The organism is Paenibacillus sp. UMB7766-LJ446 (assembly GCF_030226665.1).
GTDB classification, from domain to species: domain Bacteria; phylum Bacillota; class Bacilli; order Paenibacillales; family Paenibacillaceae; genus Paenibacillus; species Paenibacillus vandeheii.
In genome coordinates this window covers 66,769-86,603 of sequence record NZ_JASOYM010000003.1, presented here as the reverse complement: position 1 = coordinate 86,603, position 19,835 = coordinate 66,769, and the positions used below count along the sequence as shown (strand labels likewise).

Below are 19,835 nucleotides of genomic sequence, written 5' to 3'. Positions count from 1 at the left end.
AACGAACAGTTGCATCAAATTTTAGCTACTTCTCCAATCCGCGTCAATGATGACGTCAGGTAATCGCGTTTTTATCGGGATGAGTCAGCTGGAATTGTCCGACAAGTTGTTGCAAAAAGACCGTGATGGCTTCTACATTGTGCGATGAATGCTGAACGTGCAGCATGTCGTTAATTAGTTCAATCATCTCGGCTTCTACTTCGGAAGATGTGGAACGGTTTTTGTGGCTAATGGCGGCGATGTTCTCCATCAACACCACAACCTGATCCACAACCTGTGTTCGTTGAGGTTCTTCAGCTGTAGCACTTTGGAGTAACTGGGAAGCAGCCTGAACGAGCGTGGTGCCTTCAGCGAGCACCTGATCGCCTTCCTTGATGGATTGTGAAGCTGCGCCTGCCGCTACAGAGATATTATCCAGAATCTGATGGATATCTTCGGTGGAGGAACGGGATAGTTCGGCCAGCTTGCGAATTTCACCGGCAACCACGGCGAATCCGCGTCCATGTTCGCCAACATGGGCTGCTTCAATGGAAGCATTCAGTGCGAGCAGGTTCGTCTGTGCCGAAATTTCATCAATGACAGCAAGTGCGCGGTAGATGTCCTGCATGGTCGCCATAAAGGACAGAATCGTATGATTGGTGTCGGATACGGCTCCCGAGATCTGGGTCATTTTATCACCGATGCGTTCCACTTCCTGGCGAGCAACGTCAATTTGCTCTGTGGCAGACACTTCAAGCTGCTGCAGGGTGAGGCGCATTTCGTCGGCAGCTACTTTGGCCTGATCCAGATCCTCAAGCTGTTTGCGTATCCCCTGAATCATGGAGCCAAGTTTGAGATTTACACGTTCGGTCGTCCCTTGTGTAGTCTCCGTTGATGCCCGCATTTGGTGCTGGTTGTTCATCACATCCACGGTGGCAAGCTGTACCTTGAGCATGATTCCTTCAAGAGAGTCGATCATGTTGTTTATCCATTTTGCCAGTTCACCCGATTCATCCTGGGCAAAAACGGATGTATCCAGACGCTGGGTCAGATCCCCCTTGCCTTCGGCGTTAATTCGAATAAATCGGCTGATGCGGCGCAAATCCTCTTGAACCCGTCGAACTTGTTTTCGTTGCAGCTGGTTTGCAGTCAGGAATCCATAAATGACGTTGAAGGCAGCGATGGCTGCTGCGCTCCATGCGCTTCCAGTCAGCGCATATACAAGTGCCGCTCCCGCAATGCCTGACAACAGGATGTACATGCTGTGCTGCTTGAATTGACGCCACCCCATGCTGCGTATCCGATACACTTCCTCCAGATCGCCCTCACACATCATGCCCCACAGATCTGGACAGTGGGGAAGCTGGAACGTGATGCCTTTGCCAATAACCGAAATATGTCGATAATCCGAATAGCCCGGGTAAGCTACAAACAGATTGGAGCCATTTCGAATGGTATTTGCTACACCGGGATGCAGATCGTTGGTGGAGGGATCAGTAAACATCAGTTCCAATTCGGTATGCTCATTAACGGATACAACGCCCCATTCGGTGGTTACACCGTCTTTCAGATTCTCCCCATGGGTGAACGTATGATCCTCGAAGCGGCTGCGGGACAAGGCGGTTCCGGGCTGCAGTTCGGGGCGCAATCTTGATTCGGCCATGAAGAGATAATTGTCCCCGGAATCGGGGTAGATGTGGCCTGATTCTCGCTGGATCAGATCGCCCAATACATCATTTGGCACACGATTGCACAGGGTGCCGATGCAGCGGCTATTTTCCATGATTGGTACGATAAACATCAAGGTTACATCATCGTGAAAAGTAGAAGAACGGGGTCCGATTTCTAGTGTGAGTGGATCAGAATAGGGGCCATACAGACACTTCTGACCGCTGCCATTTGCTTGGGTATAACGCAGCCCGGGACCCATCAAAGCTCCATCTTCGTAGACTTGTCCAATATGTTTCTTATATGTAGAAAATACAACCTGGTTTTGCTCGTTCAGCATAAAAATCTCAGTACTATCAGAAGCGCGGGTATAACTTGCAGCGAACCATATGTCCAATGCCTTTACATCTTCCTTGCCTTGCAGCACACCCTGCGGCTGAACGGACCGTACTTGCTGAAGCAATCGGTCCAGATGATTCCACTGCTCCTCAGCCCAATCCATCAAAAGCTGCCGCCTTGTCTCCGCGATCCCTTCAAAGATTTCCTCCACATCCTGCTGAATAGCTGCATTCAATCGATACGACCGCCACAGCGGCCACCCTTTTCTCCATCCCAACCAATCAAACATACGGACCACCCCGCTTTCTGATTTTAAAATTCCTTTGCGAAACTGTGCGGAAACGCGATTTTCCAGCCAGTATGGGCGATGGACCGGAATGGATGAGACCGCCTTCATATTCCGAAGCCAGACACCGTATCGAACGGGATTTCACGTCCTTCTATATAAGCATTTTGTATCAATCCAAAGAGTTGAATGGAATGATACAAAATGCTGTTATCAATGTTTATACAAGAAAATCAACAAGAATACGAGGGTATATGTCATATTTTCCGAATATTTATCCAATAAATGCAAATGATTATGCGTCTTTGTTTGGAGAGGGTTTTTCTGTGTTCATGTGTTACCAAGGTAAATGTAAAACACCCCTTAGCCGGATATCAGAATGTACAAATCATTCTAATGTGGACTAAGGGGTGTTCTAAGTTAGAAGCTCATCTTAATTCTGAATGGTGATCTAATTCGATCAACAGAAGGTGTCGATTAATCTTCGATTCTTTTCTTTTTGAACTTCATCAGGAACTCATACACGATTGGCACGATAACCAGCGTCAGAAGCGTGGAGCTGATCAGACCGCCGATTACGGTAATGCCGAGACCTTTCGAGATGATCCCTGCGCTTTCTTCGAGTCCAGTAACCAGTGGCAGCAAGGCACCAATGGTAGCCAGAGCTGTCATCAGAATTGGACGCAGACGTGTTGCACCGGCTTCCAGCAAGGCTTCACGGGTAGGCATACCCTCTTTTTCCTTGTGAATAACACGGTCGATCAGGACGATGGCATTGGTGACCACGATCCCGATAAGCATCAGTCCACCCATCATGGCAGATACATCAAGCGTACCGCCAGCCACGAACAGGCCGACCATAATACCAATGATGGTAAACGGCAGAGAGAACAGGATGGCGAATGGCGCCAGTCCGCCGCCGAATGTAACAACGAGCACAAAGTATACAATCGCAATGGCAGCTACCATCGCAAGTCCAAGTTGCGTAAACGTGTCATTGATTTGTTCAGTTGTACCGCCAAATTTCACTTCAACACCATCAGGCAGATCGAGCTTATCGATGTTCGCCTGCAAGTTGGATGAAGCTTTTTGCACATCGGATGCCAGAATGTTGGCTGACACTTGAACGACGACTTTACCGTCAATACGCATGATGGAGTTCGGCGAGGTGCCTTCTTCCACTTTCGCGACATCTTTGATAGGTACTTCGATGCCGAGCGGCGAAGTCACTTTTTCGTTTTCAATATCAGCAATGCTGTTGAAAGACTTTTTGTCTGTCTCTACATATACTTTATACGTTTTGTTGTCGATATCCACTTCCGTGAGCACAGGACGTTCTCGTGCAGGGCTAAGCGCCATGGCTAGTTGGCCTGCAGTCAGACCCAGCGAGCTCAGTTTCTCCTGATCCGCGACGAGCGTGTACTGCCCGTAGGTATCGGAAAGTGTGGTGTCCGCTTTTTCAAAGGATTCGGTATCTGCTTCAACCAGTTTCAGGATTTCATCCGAAACAGGTTTGATCTGATCTACATTGTCACCATAGATAGAAAGGCTCAAGCTGCTGCCTCCCAGACCCCCGGACATGTCAAGCTCGCTCCAGGTTCCTACAGTTACTTCCTTTTTCAGACCTTCCACAAGCTGTTCTTTCACTTGGGTGAAATCTTTCGTATCTTCGTTGTATTCAATATAGAACAGGGCAGAGTTGGAGCTTCCGCCACCCATGCTGCTCAGTGGATTACTTCCGCCGATAGAGTATTGCATTTTCTCCAGACCCGGCTGTGTCAGCAACCACTTCTCAGCTACAAGCGCTTCTTTCTCAACGTCTTCACGCAAAGCTCCAGTTTCCGGGCTGTACGTAATGGTCACATATTTATCCTGTTGTTCCGGCAGGAAACTTGCACCGATGAACGGGTACAGGAACAAACTGCCGACCAGCAGCAATACAGCGACGCCGACCGTAACGAGTTTGTGTGACAATGTCCAGTTCAGAAGGCGTTTGTAACCTTCCGCCATCTTGCCTGGTTTTTCATCATGATTCTTTTTGTTCTTCAGACCTTTGCGGAACAACGTATGTGCCAGCATAGGTACAATCGTAACAGCCACAATCAGGGATGCCAGCAAGGCAAAGACCATGGTCAGGGCAAATGGCATGAACAGCTCACCGACCATACCACTCACCAGTGCGAGCGGCAGGAATACCGCAATGGTTACGATCGTGGAAGAAAGGATCGGAATGAACATTTCCCGGGTGGCTTCCCGGATCAAATCACTGCCTTTGAGTTTTTCACCCTGGAGTGTCAGTCTGCGATAGATATTCTCGATAACGACAATGGAGTCATCGACAACCCGTCCAATCGCAACCGTCATGGCACCCAGTGTCATCATGTTCAGTGTAATGTCCATCATATTCAGTGCTGTCAATGCAATGAGCAAGGAGAGCGGGATGGAAATAATAGAAATAATGGTGGAACGAATATCACGCAGGAACAACAGAATGATCAAAATGGCGAACAAAGCACCAAACATCGCTTTGAACAACATCGTGTTTACGGAGTCCTGGATCGGTTTACCCTGGTCGAGCAAAACAGTCAACTCGGCGTTTTTGAACTGCGTCTGCAACTCTTCCGCTTTGTCTTTAACCGCCTTGACGACATCAACCGTGTTGGCATCATTGGACTTGACGATGGAAATCCCGATGGATTCCTTACCGTCTGTCCGGGAAATGGATTCCGCCTGACCAATGACTTCAATTTTGGCGATCTCGCTTAATTTAACCGTTGGAATTCCAGGGGCGTTAGCGGCAGCATTGCTACCTACACTGGCATTTCCGCCAGCGGTTTGTCCTGCAGCCTGGTCAGAAATTTGTGCAGAACCTTGAGCTGCTCCGCCAGCTTGTGCGTCGGCGCCTTGTGGTGCTGTGGCTGAGCCACTGCCTGCTCCCGCACCGCTTGGTACAACCGGAATAGCGAGATTTTTCAGATCATCCAGATCGATGATATTGCCGTCAACAACAACAGCTTTCTGTGCTTTATCCAGTTCGAACAGTCCCAGTGGTACACGTACAGAAGAACCTTGAACGATGCCGTTGACTGTGTCTTCAGTCAAGCCTAGTTCATTCATTTTTTTCTGGTCAAACTTCAGTTGAACTTCCTTGACATACTGACCGGATACTTGAACTTGAGCTACTCCGTCAATATCTTCGAGTGCAGGCTGGATATCCGTTTCAACCAGTCGAGTCAGTTGTTCCAGATCGCCGCCGTCCTTGTCGGACAAGCTGAGCGAGACAACCGGGAAGGAGTTGATACTGAATTTGGAGATGGTTGGTTTCTGTACGCCGTCAGGCAGCTGCACCTCATTCAGTGCTTCGCGTACCGCTGCTGTAGCGTTGTTCAGATCGGTACCATAATCAAATTCGAGAGTAATGGAAGAGGCATTCTCCATGGAGGTGGAGGTGAGTGTCTTAATTCCCTCAACATTTCTTAAGGTCTGTTCCAATGGCTTGGTGACATCCTCCACAATACCTTCCGGAGCAGCCCCTGGATCAATGGCCGTAACATTCAGGAATGGCACATTGATGTTTGGAATGGTCTCCTGTTTCATCGTCAGTCCGCTGTACAAACCGGCGAAGGAAACGATGATGGTCAGAATCCAGATCGCAAACTTGTTGTTCAGTGAAAAATTGATAATCCCTTTCATACGGTGGTTTCTTCTCCTCTCTGTTCTCCCTGTATTTCTTTATTGTTGTGACGAGTCAGCCTGGATAAACCGGCTATACATGGCATCCATAATGTGCTGAAGCTCGGAGTGCAATGGCTGGATGACAGGAATGTGATCCAGATTGTGCATCATGCCCAGAATAATGGCACGTCGCGGTGTGAATTCCATCATCTCCTGTCTCAGGATGGCGATGGTCTCCAATGCATCGTTGCGTAATTGCCCTGGAGGCATATCCGAAGTGATGATATCCTTCATCTGTTTGATGATGTGAATGGGATGACGCATCACTGTGGAATCTGTATCTGAATCGCTGCTCCATGCGGGCCAATGTTCCAAAGGAACCAAAGGAGCAGGGCGTTGATCTAGCAATCCGCGAGCTGCATAATCGATCGTTTGCAGCATGTTGCTTGCCATCTTGGATACGGTAAGGGAAGGCATTTCCGTAAACCAGATTTTGACGTAGGAGAGGAACAGACCATGTGTAAGCAAAATAAGGTCTATGGTATAGGGTTCAATCTCCGGTCCGTACAGATCCTCCAGTTTGCCCTTAAACCAGTGCAGGGTACGGATCTCCAAATCCTTGTGCTGCGGGTTGCACTTTTCCTTGCGATGCTGCTCTTCATCCATCATCATGCTGCGCATTTGCACGCGTAAAAATTCCTTCAGCTCGGATACATGGACAAGCAGTGTTTCAATCTGCTTATGCAGACGTTCTCTTGAAGTGAGCCCCGTTTCATGTTCAATCTGTGACATTTCATCCATGAGTGTGAATATGCAGTACTCCATCGTACTGGCCTCTAATTCCTCTTTGGATTTGAACATAAGGTAGAGGCTGCCTTTCGACATCCCGCATATCTCTGCAATCTCCTGCATCGAAGTTGCAGCACTGCCTTTGGCTGAGAACAGCTTGAGTGCTGTGGTAATAATGAGCTTTTTCTTTTCATTCATTTCATGGATAGGGTTCATTAACGATACATTCACCTCACCTGCGGAACTTTCGAGTTCTTGAATTGACTTTAGGGTCAAACCAAGTATAAACGATATGGACAATGGAATTCAAATGGGAGAGAAATGGAAAAAGAAGAAGGGATAACATAAGGGGTCTGGAGCATATTTCCTGCGTCATGTAGACAAGATAGTAGCTGATAACGAGCGACGATATATTCATTGCAATAGGTAGGATAATCACGAGTATCAAGGTTGGACGAGCAGACTAAGGTTGATGAGTTCAAAATGATCTATTTCAGGTTCCGCCCTTAAAGACATAAATAGCTAGAAGAATAATGGCTGCAAGAGCAATCAGATAAAAGGCTCCCACAGCGACCAGGAATATGTATCCGGTAAAAGAACCCATGCGCGCGAACCATTTCTTCATCATCACGACATCCTTTCTTACGTAACAGAGTGTAGGGTGGTTTCCTATTTACATCATATCCCAAAAAGACGACTTCCTGATTGAAGTCGTCTTTTTTAATCATTAATTTATATGAGATTATTGAAGTGAAGTTAAAAATCTCTAAAAATCGCTGATAACGGAGAGTACGAAGCCGATAACTTTTACGTAATCAGTTTCAATCCAATTGCCGCCACCAAAATCATGGCTATAAAGAGCAGCCGCTTGGCTTCCTTCCGCTCACCGAACAGGAACATACCTGTTAACGTACTGCCCACCGTGCCGATTCCAGTCCATACCGCATACGCTGTGCCCATGGGAATGGAGGTCATCGCATAGGATAACAGAGAGAAGCTGATCGCGAAGGATACGAGCATGAGCACGATATAAGGCCAGCCCTTCCGGGAAGAAGCACCATTAATGCCGATGACACCAAAAATTTCACATATGCCTGCACCCACAATTGCTATCCAAGCCATTATGCTTCACCTCCTTTTGCCGATTGTTGATCCGTGACCAGTTTCAGTCCGACCACACCACATAGCAACAAGCCGATGAGCAAAACCTTGGCAAGCGAGAATGCTTCACCAAATAGCAGCATTTCGGTCAGTACCGTACCAGCGGTACCAATCCCCGTAAATACGGCATATACCGTACCCACAGGCAATCTTTTGGAAGCAGCAATGATTAATCCAAAGCTGAGGATGATGGCCAGGGCCGTCAAAGCCCATTCCCACACATTGGAGGCGTGTTTCAGCCCACTTACCCATACAATCTCAATGAGTCCTCCGATAAATACATATAACCAGTTGCGGTTCATGATGATGAATCTCCTTTCGGCACAACGGACCGTGCCTCTTGTTTCAGATGATGAATGCCATGCCAGTAGACAGGCCAGGAAGCTTCAATCCGTCTTCTGTATCGACGTGAACTTCCATAGATAATCTCAACCGTGATGCCATCGAGAAAAGTCATAAAAGCAATCGCAGCTAGTTCCGCCGGAACAGCCTGTAGTTCTCCCTTACGCGTCGCCCTTTGCAGCAGTCGTGACAGTGACCGCTCCATACCGTCCAGAAACGGGTACACCATATCCATGACTTCACTGTATAGCGAAAGCGGCGGGAAGTAGCACATACGCAGCATAAAGCGGGCAGAAGCGTTACAGTTATACTCTTGCTCAAACCATATCAGCAAACCCTTCAACCTTTGCTCCAGAGGGAGATCGGCGTGATCACGGAAGTATTCCAGCGTTCGACGCTGAACATCCTTGAACGCATGCGCAAGGGTGTGCAAAAACAGGTCATCCTTGCCGCTGAAATGTGCATATATGGACGGTTTTTTAATCCCGACTTCGTCAGCAATAGCTCTTAAGGAGGCCCCTTCATATCCATCTCTTGCAAAATGGAACAGGGCTGCATCCCGAATCGAATGTGCAGTCATTAATATCACCTTCCTAACGGTCGTTAGGTAAACTATATTTTCACATTTTACATTCCCTGTCAAGGCACAAAAAAACGCCTGCACGATAGTGTACAGGCGGGTTTATGCTTGGAATTTCGTTTTCAATTAGAAGGTTGTTAAACCTAAAATCAGCTGCAGCTTATATACGATTTCTTTCAAAAATGTAGTCTTTTCCTGAAATTCATCCAGGTTCAGGGTGAACTCGGCATCTTCATTATTCCATATGCGGTCAAAATAAGCGGCGATATCTCGAGTAAATGAGTTATCTGGTGGCGCAGCAACCCATAGATCATTTTCCAGATTATAATCATTCATGTTTCTGGGAGTGAAGTTGGTCGATCCTCCAAGAACGATATGATCTCCGGTAGCTTTGGCAATGTACATCATCTTGGTATGATATTGCTCCTTGGTTGTGTTGTACCAGCGAATCTTGATTTTGCCATCCGATTTATCATGCAACTCCGCAGCTACAGGGCGATTGGGAATGCCGGTCTTCTCTTGACCAAAGGCATTTTCGTTCGGATCGAGCACTAGCCTTATTTCGGTTCCCCGTTTCGAGGCTTCAAGCAGGGCGTCCAATACTTTGGGTGAAGCGATGTAGAACATGCCCATCCACAGGGTATCACCTTTTACCGTTTGATTAATCTCGTTTAGCACGGCGTCATTCACTTTGCCCTCGGTCAGATAGCGAATTCGCAAATCCCCCTTATTCGGATCTGTGGGAGGAGCTGTATAGGATGGGAGCTTTCCTCCACCCGAGAAATTCAGCACAGCCTGCTCCGACTCAAGGATATCTCCAATGATCGGTCCGGTTATTTCATAAGCAATGTTGGAGTGGTAGGCACTGGCGTCATGAATATTGCCTGAAGAGAGAATAGCCGTCTTCTCGTTGACCACAACTTTGCGATGGTTGGCCTTCACATTGAGCAATTTAAGGTAGGAACGTACAGTGACATCCGGACCATCGGATGCCATCAGGTTCGGAATCCAGCCTTTCCCGGATTGTCCAAACCACTGGAAGAAGGTGCGCCACACAGCGGAGTAGACAGGGGTGGAGTCGCGTAAAGGGTCCACATCTGTAATGACCACGTGAATTCCGGCCTGTTTCATCTGCTCCAGTAACGGGTTGGGTGCAGAGTTATAGTTGGTGTTCACTTCATCCGTAATGAACCAGATGTCCATATCCGGTTTCTGAAGTTTTTTGGCAACCAGGGTTTCCGTAAACTCGGTGCTGATGGGTGGAAATTGCTGACCCTTGTGCTGGTAGTTATTGAATAAAAACATATCAACCACCACGAACTGTTCCGCGTCCTCAACAACCTGAAGCATGCGCTGGAAGATCTGCTGTTCATGCTCCATCTGTCCATCAGCGGAGGGATAGGTCAGATCATGCAGAAATTGTACCTGATCCACACGGTATTCCGGACTTTCATAAGAAATGCCGGATGGTAACGGTTTATAGGTCTGGTAGAGCATGACGGCAATGAGCCATAGCACCAATAGTACGAGACCTGTTCGTATGTATGGAAATTTGCCGCGTGAAGACTTGCGGTCTGATGTCTTGCGGCGATTAGAAAACAACAATAACTCCCCTTTCTGAACTTGCTGACTTCTATTACCACCCGAATGACAACGTTGACGCAGAGAGCCTGAAGCATTATTTCATTTATGAGGTAGATCGAGATCCAAGAATAGGACGGATGCATCGACAGTAATATGACTGTTGTGTATAATAAGCGTATTGTTTTTGTAGAATGTTCGGATTTTCATATACCTGACAATGACGGGACCAGGCTTCGTTTTTAACCTGTGAATTGGAGCTATTTCAGGAAAGAAAGTGGGTAATAAGGTGTATTCCATCAAACAAGTCGCTGCCATGCTGGGTATTCCAACGGTAACCCTCCGGGCTTGGGAGAATCGATATAGTGCGGTCACCCCTGAGCGGACGGAATCGGGTTATCGCTTATACACGGATGAGAATGTTGCCGATCTGCGCTGGTTGAAAGAACAGGTAGAACAGCATCAGACCAATATCTCCGAAGCGGTTCGTATGCTTAAGGTGAACAAAACCAACCCACCTCCTGAAGCTGCTATGCCTACGCCGTTAACGGCCCCCGTACCCACGTTGGAAGAGGCATATGTACGTATAGCCGATCAGATCTATGACTCGTTATACAATTTCCAGGGGGAACGGGCCAATGGGCTGATTGATTTTGGCTTCACCATGTACGGATATGATTCGATGTTTTATCATGTGCTGGTTCCCATACTCGTTCGGGTAGGAGATGCATGGGAACAGGGCAGAGCTTCAGTTGCTCAAGAGCATTTCATGACACAGCTGATCTCGCAGCGCTTCTATCAGTTTTTCCATCTGTTCCCGATCTATCCGCATCTGCCTAAAGTTCTGGCGTTATGCCCGGAAGGGGAGCATCATCAGGTTGGATTATTGTTGTTCTCGCTGTTTATGCGCAAAAATGGTGCTGAAGTGCTGTATCTCGGAGCCAACACGCCGGAGGAGGGGATATTCCCAATCATTCGGGAGCAGAAAATCAGATTGGTCTGCCTTTCGGTTACCAGCTCCGAACTCCTTGAGCAGTGCGATCTGCTTGTGGGTCGAATTGCGGACGAGTTCCCGCATATGCGCTTTGTACTTGGAGGTAAAGGGTATGAGCGTGCAGAGAACGCCCGTTACCCACAATGGATTATGCCCGAAAATTCAGCGGATTGGCAATCGTGGATGGAACGTGAGTATTTCACAGAGCGGCCGTCCGGATTAAGCTATTGAGTGGCATGCTTCTGAAATGAGTCTAAAAATAAATTGTATAGGTTCGTGTATACAGGACATCCTTTGACGCAAGAGCGCGAGGGGTGTTTTTTGCATTTAATTCTTATTTACGTATTTTGACCAGTGGGTCATTTTTTTGAGTGGCATGATACCGAATCAGCAATAACTATACTGGAGCGGCAGGAGCGAGTCGGTGGAAATGGTCAATCTACGATATTTCATCCAACTCGGTGAAGCAGACCTTCATGCGTCCCGGCAACAAAAGCAAGGATGTGCAAGGGCTATGGTACGTAGGCGGAACGACGCATCCGGGGGGCGGGACACCGATTGTGACGTTATCCGGGCAGCTTGTAGGGGCGCAGCTTGCATCTGAAATCGGACGGTAAGATGTGGGTGAGGATTTCATATAACAGAATGGCTGATTTAGCTTCCATATATTTTCATAGCAAATATAAGGTGGACCCTCGGAATTCAAGATATTATCGGGTTTCGGGGCACCCTTTCCATAGCGGGGTCAGAACGTTATACTGGGTAGAGTTGACGCGTTGTGCATGAAAATCATTTATAATATAGATCCAATTCATATCAATTGTACGTTACATAATAAGTAAGAACTATTTCCGAGAATCTCACTGCTGCATTGGGCGAAACCCTAAACGGAACATAGCCGGAACTGGCAATTATCCTGTCCATCAGCACTGTTCTCACATAAGGAGGTCTCATCATGAATGAACAAGAGCGAGCCGGCGAACGGCTGCTTCCCGAGGTGGCTACGGGAGAACGGAAGCTGGAGCATGTGCGCCTCTGTCTTGAGGAGAATGTTGCAGGAGAAGGAGTAACCAGTGGAATGGAGCGGTATGCTTTTCGTCATAACCCGTTACCTGAACTGAATTTTGATGATGTAAGTCTGGACACTTTTTTTATGGGCAAAAATGTGCGTACACCCCTGCTCATCAGCTCGATGACGGGCGGAAGCAAAACCACGGGCGCCATCAACGAACGGCTGGCGCGTGTAGCGAACGCCAGAGGCTGGGCGCTTGGCGTAGGTTCGATCCGGGCTGCAGTGGAACAGCCTGAACTGGCCACTACCTTTGATGTACGGCGCTGGGCACCGGACATTCCGGTCATTGCGAACCTCGGTGCGGTGCAGCTGAATTACGGCTTCTGCACTGCAGATTTCCAGCGGGCAGTGGATATTGCTGGTGCGGACATGCTCGTGCTTCATCTGAACAGTTTGCAGGAAATTTTCCAGCCTGAAGGCAATACAGATTTTAGCGGATTACTTCATCGAATCGAAGAGTTATGCCGTCAATTGGATGTGCCTGTTGGTGTGAAGGAAGTGGGCTTTGGCATCGATGGAGTTACGGCGCAGCGATTATACGAAGCAGGTGTGGCCTTTATCGATGTAGCTGGAGCAGGTGGCACCAGTTGGGTGCAAGTCGAGAAGTTCCGGAATTCCAATCCGGTACGTCGTGCGGCAGCGGAAGCCTTTGCAGACTGGGGCATTCCGACAGCGGAGTGCATTCAGGAAGTGAGAGCGCTGAACCCGGATGGTGTTCTGATTGGCAGCGGTGGACTATATAACGGTGTGGATGCAGCCAAAGCACTTGCGCTTGGTGCGGATCTGGCCGGATTCGGTCGATCTTTGCTCGAATCCGCAGTATCTTCGGAAGAAGCGCTGGATCAACGTCTGGAGCAAGTCGAATTCGAACTGCGTACTGTGATGTTCGGGATTGGCGCAGGGCGGATCGAGGATTTGCAGGGTACGCCACGTCTGGTGCAACGGCGTTAGATGGAGGAATGAAATAGAGGTACGAACCCTAAGCTCACACGATTTCCCTGGGGGATTCGCACCTCGAAGTTTGTCGAAAACGACTTTTTTGTGACCTTTTGGCAACACCAATGTTCAATTTAGGCTGTTTTTTATCATAAATGTAAATAAGATTTGTTGTAATTATTGGAAACACGTAATAATGTCTAAATTTTGCAACTTTATTACGTGTGTTTTCGCTGTCGCACTCTGTATGGAGTGAGTGGATTGAAATACCGGTTACAGTTGTCGGGACATCTGTACGGTCAACGTCGCACTCTGTATGGAGTGAGTGGATTGAAATATCACGCATACAGCAGCTGCGTCATTGCTTGGTGAGTCGCACTCTGTATGGAGTGAGTGGATTGAAATTCCAAAGGATCTGCACGTTCTTTTTTTCTGTTAACGTCGCACACTGTATGGAGTGAGTGGATTGAAATACCAAGGTCGGGACCTCCGCAAGCTGCCTCTCATGTCGCACTCTGTATGGAGTGCGTGGATTGAAATAACTGATGCTGTCATCACAAACTGATCATCAATGTAGTCGCACTCCGTATGGAGCGCCAATATAATTAAATTCTTAAAGCGTCATACATTTCTCATGCTCGTTTTTACATAATCAGAAGTCAGAGCAGTAACACCAAAAAAACCGTCCAAAGTAATAATGGACGGTTTTTTGGTTTCTCTTTGAAAGTAGAAGGTGAACTATATAGCCCATTCCCTGTCATTGCCCGAAGAGTGTTCACGATATTATTTAAGGTATCTAAATCAAGCCTTTTTGTTTTTCCTTCGCACAAATCATATATGAGGTTAGGTCTAACTTTTGCTTCCCTTGCTAGTACATTTTTTGTGACGCCAGCTTCATCTAAAGTATAGCCTAATCTTATTTTATAGACATAGCAATTCCGCCTTTCACTTTAATCATAATCTAACGTTAAATGTTTCATTATGTCTTTAACTCAAGTGATTTGAACTTGCTTCGATTGTACTCGGCCCCTTTGAACAAGATCGAGAATTGTATATTTCCAAGGATGTGTCCTGAATGAACGCTATATATTTTTTGTGAATTAAGGTAAATTATGGCTTCAGCATGTACAGAAGGTTGAACATATAGATCATTTTTATATTGATGGAGATAAATGAAATTTCCTATCACCATTGGAGCCATTCTGTACAACCATCGAAAATTGAAGATAATTATCATTATACCAAAAGTAAATTATTTACAAGTAAAATATTGATATTAAATTCAAAAATATAGTATAATTTTATTGAGCTGGCTTAACTTTTGCTTAAAGGCGGTGACCCCTTGAACTCAGTAACCACAATACGTGATTATTTAGAAGACTACTTAAAGAGCAACAATATGACTCTTAGTCGTTTTTCAGAGATATCGGGGATTAACTCTGGAACGTTGAGTGGGACGTTGAAAGGACTTCGTCCAATAGGCATGAAACAGTTGGATCAACTTACTGCGCGTATGGGTCTGTCTGAAGGTTATTTATATGAATTATACATAAATGAATTTTTGGTGCTTATAAGCCCGGATTGGCGACGACTTAGACCCTTTCTGTACCGGTGTGCGGAACTTGGCAAGATAGAGTATATGGAAAAAATTGTTGGTAAAATGATAGATAATCTATCTTATGCCTCCCTGTTGTTCGAGTTGGCCGAGCAGTTATATCATGAAGGGAAGCTGGAGGCATCAAAACCTCTATATCGCTGTGTAGCTGAAAGCGAGAAAATGCAACATTCGGAACGTTTGGCTTTAAGTCAGTATCGCCTGTTCACGATAGGGCTCTCCAATGATCAGATAAATAATCTTTCCCTAGCAACACAATTTGAGTTATTTGTAGATCGTCTTGACGAACCTTATCAGTTTGATGGATTGAACGACTTAATCAATGTATATGCTTCCTTACGTAGATGGGATAGGGTGAAGGGGTATGCTGAACAGTTACAGGTAAAAGCAATAATCCAATATGAGCTAAAGAAAACTAAAAGAGAAGTAGAAACGAAGACCAAAAAGAAGATTGTTTTTTACGTGTTATACTCTTATCTGGCACTCGCTGAGGTTTGTTATCAATATGAAGAATATGAAAAGGCGTTTCAGTATGTTTCTATGTATGCCGATTGTAGCTTGATTAAAGATCCTAGCGAAGAAGAAATGGTTGTTATTCATCAGTTTCGAGAATGGGCAGAGGGAAATTACTATCTGTTTAAAATATTGTCAGGTGAGACAGATGTAATTCAAGACTATTTAAATTACATCTCTAATAGGAAAAAAGAGGTTTTTCCTGCATTGTGTGCAATTGTGACTGCAGCGAACCGCTATGATATGAATATTGATTCAGTTCTTGAAGAGTATGAGCCTTATTTTGTTTATAAGGAACAGAGCAGCCGAATCGGAAAAATTAATGAACAGTATACGAATGATCAATATGGTATTTTGCTGGCGGGATTAGGAACGTATTATCTAACGCATATGGACTATGATAGAGGTGTTGAATTTATCCGCAGGGGTATGGAATTTGCGATTGAAAATATGAATAAAGATGGTTTGCTTGACTGTTTAGGTCTGTTTGAAGATTTTCAGTACTTTACAACTGGACGTGGGGTTAAGCCAAGTGCAGCAGCGCTTATAGAGAAGATTCAGAGACTATATAATCTGGACAAGTTAAATAAAAAAACATAAATCTAATTAAGAAGTAATCGAACTTGGAGGTTAATAAATTTTTCCTCAAACTACACCCTTTCTTGGCAATGCTCCCTCAAGCAGACTAGATCTAGGCGCCTGCTGTGAAGGGCATTTTTTTGTGAGGGTGTCTTTTTGCCGTGTTCAGGATAATGATGCCCAATTACATTGCCACAAATATTATGACTAAAAGGTGTTGGAGTTCGCCTGATTTCCTACTAATTAGCAGAACGGACTAAAATGTTACAACAGGGAGGGATGAATATGGATTGTGGTAAGCTCAAGTTGCAGATCGAAGCTGCGAGACAAAAGCTTTATCAACTAAAGATGGACTATAATGGATATCTGCTTCATCCTCATGTTATAAAGCAATCTATGGTCCTAGATGATCTAATTAATCAATACAATCAAGTTAAAATAAAAAAGCCGATGGGTTAATCCAATCGACTTTGGGCGAGAAACTTTGGCGGGTCGCTCGCCCCTATATTTTAACATAGTACATGGAGCGAAGTACGTTATTACATACATTCTTCTTTTACAGTAATCATTTCGTTGGTTATAGTCACATAGGAGTTGCCAGACAAATATTCGGTATAACCGCATACCGTTTCGGTATAGATTTTACCACGGCTGTCCGTGAACTCCAGATAGATGGATGCTTCACCGGAAAGTCGCAACTGCGGAGCGAACTTCATTTTTTCACCGCTGGCTACACCTTTCTTTAAGGTGTGTATAGTACCCTCATTGTTTGTATTGAACGAATCAATGCCGCTGCTCACACGTGCTGTAATATTTGAAAGATCATAGTCGGACTGATTATGAATCGTGATCCTTAAATGTCTAAACGGGTCCAGCGCCTGGTAACCCATAGAAATAACTAAACCAATGAAGAGAATCGCTATGGATAGGATGATTATTTTCCATTTTGAAAAGGGACGACGTGTATTCATAAGTTATCTGCTCCTTTCTTAATATATAGGTATAAACAGACTGAGGTAAGCAAATGTTGTATAGAAATTTAGCTGTTAACGTGGGAAGAGGGGGCCTCAATTATAGACTGCACATTAAAATGCGTGTTATAATAAGGGTAGAAGATGTATAAAATGCAAAGAGAGCCGTGATACCAACACGACTCCCCGCTGCAACAGCCGCTTTTAAGGGCGGTTCGGCTCCGGATTTAGAATGAAAGCCTAAAAATAGACCGCTTCCTTTTGCCGAGGGCGGTCTATTTCCGTTTGTTTGTAAGTATCAAGACAACAAGAGTCGCAAATGAAATCATTAGCGTCATCGCTTGGTATACTTCCACGGGGCATCACCTCCCTTCCGAGAGGTTAGCCGAGACCGCCCATATTAGCCTTTCTGTTGCTTCAGTGATTATACCATAATCTTCTTTTTGTTGAATAGGATAACAAATGTTAGATAGGGTTGGGCAGTGAATACATCACCATAATTGTATACATATCTATTAATTTGGAGGGATATCCTGATGAAGCTAAACCCAATGAATCAAGAAGAATATGCTAATTTCCTTATTCGTTCGATTAAAGATTTTGCAGAAGAGAAAGTGGAAGCGGGTACTTGGGCTGCGGAAGAGGCGCAGGGACTTGCAGAGGCATCCTACGACAAATATTTGCCTGAAGGGCTGAATACACCGGGTGCTTACCTCTATAATTTGGTGCATGAAGTGGACGGGAATGTGGGTTATATCTGGTTTAACGTTACGGATAACCGCCGTGGCAAGGACGCGTTTTTGCTGGACATTGTGGTCGAAGAAGCCTATCGGGGCAAGGGATATGGTACAGAGACGATGGAGGCACTTGAGATTGAAACATTGAGTCTTGGCGTGGATCGCATTGGTCTGCATGTGTTTGGACATAATGTGCGGGCAAGCAGCCTGTATCGCAAGATGGGGTATGAGGTAACCGATCTGACGATGTATAAGGAAATCAAAGGGTAAACCTAAAAACGGATAATCTAAGCCAGACGTATGATCTACGCAAAACGAATCACCCGCAGAACCGGGGATTTCGGGAAGCGGATGGTGCTCTGGTCGAATTGGCGAAGTTCCTTGATGCCTTGGGGTTTGTCATATATAATGTATAGGATTATCCATACCGAACAAGTAATCAATGAGGAGTTGTCATATACATGGCTTTGAAAGCTGGAATCGTGGGCTTGCCTAACGTTGGTAAATCCACACTGTTTAACGCAATTACACAAGCTGGTGCCGAATCGGCAAACTATCCGTTCTGTACGATTGACCCTAACGTGGGGATCGTTGAAGTGCCGGACGAGCGTTTGGACAAATTGACAGAACTCGTTGTACCGAAAAAAACGGTACCAACGGCGTTTGAATTTGTAGATATTGCAGGTCTTGTTCGTGGTGCGAGCAAAGGCGAAGGTCTTGGTAACAAGTTCCTTGCCCACATTCGTGAAGTAGACGCGATTGTACACGTGGTACGCTGCTTTGTAGACGAGAACATCACACACGTCGATGGCAAAATTGATCCGGTAAGCGACATCCAGACGATCAATCTGGAGTTGATCCTGGCCGATATCGAGAGTGTCGAGAAAAAAATCGATCGCTCCAAGAAAAACATGAAGGGCGGCAACAAATCAGCTGCTCAAGAAGTGGAAGTACTGGAGAAAGTGAAGGCTGTTCTGTACGAAGACAAGCCAGCACGCAGCATGGAGCTTACGGATGTCGAGCGTCTGATCGTGCGCGATCTGCACCTGCTTACCCTGAAGCCTGTTCTGTACGCAGCCAATGTAGCTGAGGACGAAATCGGCGATGTGGCGAACAATGCCTATGTGCAAAAAGTAAGAGAATTTGCAGCTGCTGAAAATGCAGAAGTTGTGCCGATCAGTGCAAAAGTGGAAGAAGAGATCTCCGAGCTGGAAGGCGAAGATAAACAAATGTTCCTGGAAGAACTCGGTATCGAGGATTCCGGTCTGAACCTGTTGATCAAAGCCGCTTACAAATTGCTGGGTCTGTACACGTACTTCACAGCAGGCGTACAAGAAGTTCGTGCATGGACGATTCGCAAGGGTACGAAAGCACCAGGCGCAGCGGGTGTTATTCACACGGACTTTGAGCGTGGATTCATCCGGGCAGAAGTCGTTTCCTACGACGATCTGGTTGCAGCCGGTTCCATGAACGGTGCCAAAGAGCGTGGACAGCTTCGTCTTGAAGGTAAAGAGTATGTTGTCAACGACGGCGATGTTATGCACTTCCGCTTCAACGTTTAGTTCATATTCAATCTACAACTAGATATAACGTTAACAAAAGCCCTGTTGTCTTCCCGTGAAGATCGCAGGGCTTTTTTATATTCTAATCCTGCTGCAGATCGTTACTTATGCTGGATTGTTTGCCATTGGTGGATATAATAAAAACGAGGCAAGCCAAGGGAGGCGGAAATGAGACATTATAACGGGAATACATTATGTTTCGCCTTAGTGATAAAAGTAATATGGTTGTCTGCCCGGTGAACTATTGCTATCCAGAAGCATAAGAATATGCTATAATTAAGAGTCGTATACCTATGTTAAATTTCACGCTCGGCTTAATGAGTTGAAGCGGGTTTTCAACCGGGTACGCGATTTCTTTTATATAACTTAAAAGTAAAGGATTTGATGACGTTGTAGCGATGTTATACGTCGATCATAAAATGAATCTTTCAGTCAGGGATTTCTGTGAATTCCGTG

17 protein-coding genes and 1 pseudogene are annotated in these 19,835 nt (G+C 45.9%); 7 read left to right on the top strand and 11 right to left on the bottom strand.

From position 1 onward, the window contains the following. Positions 1-55: 55 nt before the first annotated feature. From QP794_RS08560 to QP794_RS08525, 8 genes are all read right to left on the bottom strand, one after another. Positions 56-2,275 (bottom strand): methyl-accepting chemotaxis protein, encoded by a 2,220-nt coding sequence (locus tag QP794_RS08560; RefSeq protein WP_285075827.1) that lies wholly within the window; start codon positions 2,273-2,275, stop codon positions 56-58. A 474-nt stretch (positions 2,276-2,749) separates the two neighbouring features. Continuing rightward, positions 2,750-5,965, bottom strand: a complete 3,216-nt coding sequence (locus tag QP794_RS08555) for an efflux RND transporter permease subunit (RefSeq protein WP_285075826.1) — start codon at positions 5,963-5,965, stop codon at positions 2,750-2,752. Between the two features lie 39 nt (positions 5,966-6,004). Next, positions 6,005-6,934, bottom strand: coding sequence for a TetR/AcrR family transcriptional regulator (locus tag QP794_RS08550; protein WP_285075825.1), 930 nt, complete (start codon positions 6,932-6,934; stop codon positions 6,005-6,007). Between the two features lie 295 nt (positions 6,935-7,229). Further along, complete coding sequence (locus tag QP794_RS08545; protein ID WP_285075824.1) at positions 7,230-7,364, bottom strand: hypothetical protein; 135 nt, start codon at positions 7,362-7,364, stop codon at positions 7,230-7,232. 179 nt (positions 7,365-7,543) lie between these two features. Beyond that, the gene (locus tag QP794_RS08540; protein ID WP_285075823.1) at positions 7,544-7,858 is read right to left on the bottom strand and encodes a DMT family transporter; all 315 of its coding nucleotides are present in this window, start codon (positions 7,856-7,858) and stop codon (positions 7,544-7,546) included. Beyond that, complete coding sequence (locus QP794_RS08535; RefSeq protein ID WP_024632750.1) at positions 7,858-8,199, bottom strand: DMT family transporter; 342 nt, start codon at positions 8,197-8,199, stop codon at positions 7,858-7,860. The genes QP794_RS08540 and QP794_RS08535 overlap by 1 nt, the downstream gene beginning before the upstream one ends. Then, positions 8,196-8,819: a TetR/AcrR family transcriptional regulator gene (locus QP794_RS08530; protein WP_285075821.1), complete on the bottom strand. Its 624-nt coding sequence runs from the start codon at positions 8,817-8,819 to the stop codon at positions 8,196-8,198. The genes QP794_RS08535 and QP794_RS08530 overlap by 4 nt, the downstream gene beginning before the upstream one ends. A 126-nt stretch (positions 8,820-8,945) precedes the next feature. After that, positions 8,946-10,421, bottom strand: a complete 1,476-nt coding sequence (locus QP794_RS08525; RefSeq protein ID WP_285075820.1) for a phospholipase D family protein — start codon at positions 10,419-10,421, stop codon at positions 8,946-8,948. Positions 10,422-10,677: 256 nt separating this feature from the next. Between QP794_RS08525 and QP794_RS08520 the strand changes: the two genes are divergently transcribed. From QP794_RS08520 to fni, 3 genes and pseudogenes are all read left to right on the top strand, one after another. Then, positions 10,678-11,625: a MerR family transcriptional regulator gene (locus QP794_RS08520; protein WP_285075819.1), complete on the top strand. Its 948-nt coding sequence runs from the start codon at positions 10,678-10,680 to the stop codon at positions 11,623-11,625. A gap of 203 nt (positions 11,626-11,828) precedes the next feature. Beyond that, positions 11,829-12,011: pseudogene (locus QP794_RS08515) on the top strand (phytoene desaturase family protein); the annotation flags it as partial. A gap of 338 nt (positions 12,012-12,349) precedes the next feature. Then, complete coding sequence (gene fni / locus QP794_RS08510; RefSeq protein ID WP_285075818.1) at positions 12,350-13,417, top strand: type 2 isopentenyl-diphosphate Delta-isomerase; 1,068 nt, start codon at positions 12,350-12,352, stop codon at positions 13,415-13,417. 644 nt (positions 13,418-14,061) lie between these two features. Here the strand turns inward: fni and QP794_RS33150 are convergent. After that, on the bottom strand, positions 14,062-14,322 hold the full coding sequence (locus QP794_RS33150) for a helix-turn-helix domain-containing protein (protein ID WP_350338860.1): 261 nt from the start codon (positions 14,320-14,322) through the stop codon (positions 14,062-14,064). A gap of 422 nt (positions 14,323-14,744) precedes the next feature. Between QP794_RS33150 and QP794_RS08505 the strand changes: the two genes are divergently transcribed. Together QP794_RS08505 and QP794_RS08500 are read left to right on the top strand one after the other, a co-directional pair. Next, positions 14,745-16,130, top strand: a complete 1,386-nt coding sequence (locus QP794_RS08505; RefSeq protein ID WP_285075817.1) for a transcriptional regulator — start codon at positions 14,745-14,747, stop codon at positions 16,128-16,130. 240 nt (positions 16,131-16,370) lie between these two features. Further along, a complete protein-coding gene (locus QP794_RS08500; RefSeq protein ID WP_350338855.1) occupies positions 16,371-16,568 on the top strand; it encodes an aspartyl-phosphate phosphatase Spo0E family protein in 198 nt (65 codons plus the stop codon). Positions 16,569-16,648: 80 nt separating this feature from the next. Here the strand turns inward: QP794_RS08500 and QP794_RS08495 are convergent, their stop codons facing one another. Further along, positions 16,649-17,080 carry a hypothetical protein gene (locus QP794_RS08495; RefSeq protein WP_285075816.1) on the bottom strand — a complete coding sequence of 144 codons (432 nt, stop codon included), beginning with the start codon at positions 17,078-17,080 and terminating at the stop codon, positions 16,649-16,651. Between the two features lie 275 nt (positions 17,081-17,355). After that, on the bottom strand, positions 17,356-17,436 hold the full coding sequence (locus QP794_RS33145; protein WP_350338859.1) for a putative holin-like toxin: 81 nt from the start codon (positions 17,434-17,436) through the stop codon (positions 17,356-17,358). 180 nt (positions 17,437-17,616) lie between these two features. On the opposite strand from QP794_RS33145, the gene QP794_RS08490 reads away from it, so the two are divergent. Both QP794_RS08490 and ychF read left to right on the top strand, forming a co-directional pair. Beyond that, positions 17,617-18,087, top strand: coding sequence for a GNAT family N-acetyltransferase (locus QP794_RS08490; protein ID WP_285075815.1), 471 nt, complete (start codon positions 17,617-17,619; stop codon positions 18,085-18,087). A gap of 191 nt (positions 18,088-18,278) precedes the next feature. After that, positions 18,279-19,379 carry a redox-regulated ATPase YchF gene (gene ychF, locus QP794_RS08485; protein WP_285075814.1) on the top strand — a complete coding sequence of 367 codons (1,101 nt, stop codon included), beginning with the start codon at positions 18,279-18,281 and terminating at the stop codon, positions 19,377-19,379. Positions 19,380-19,835: the final 456 nt, after the last annotated feature.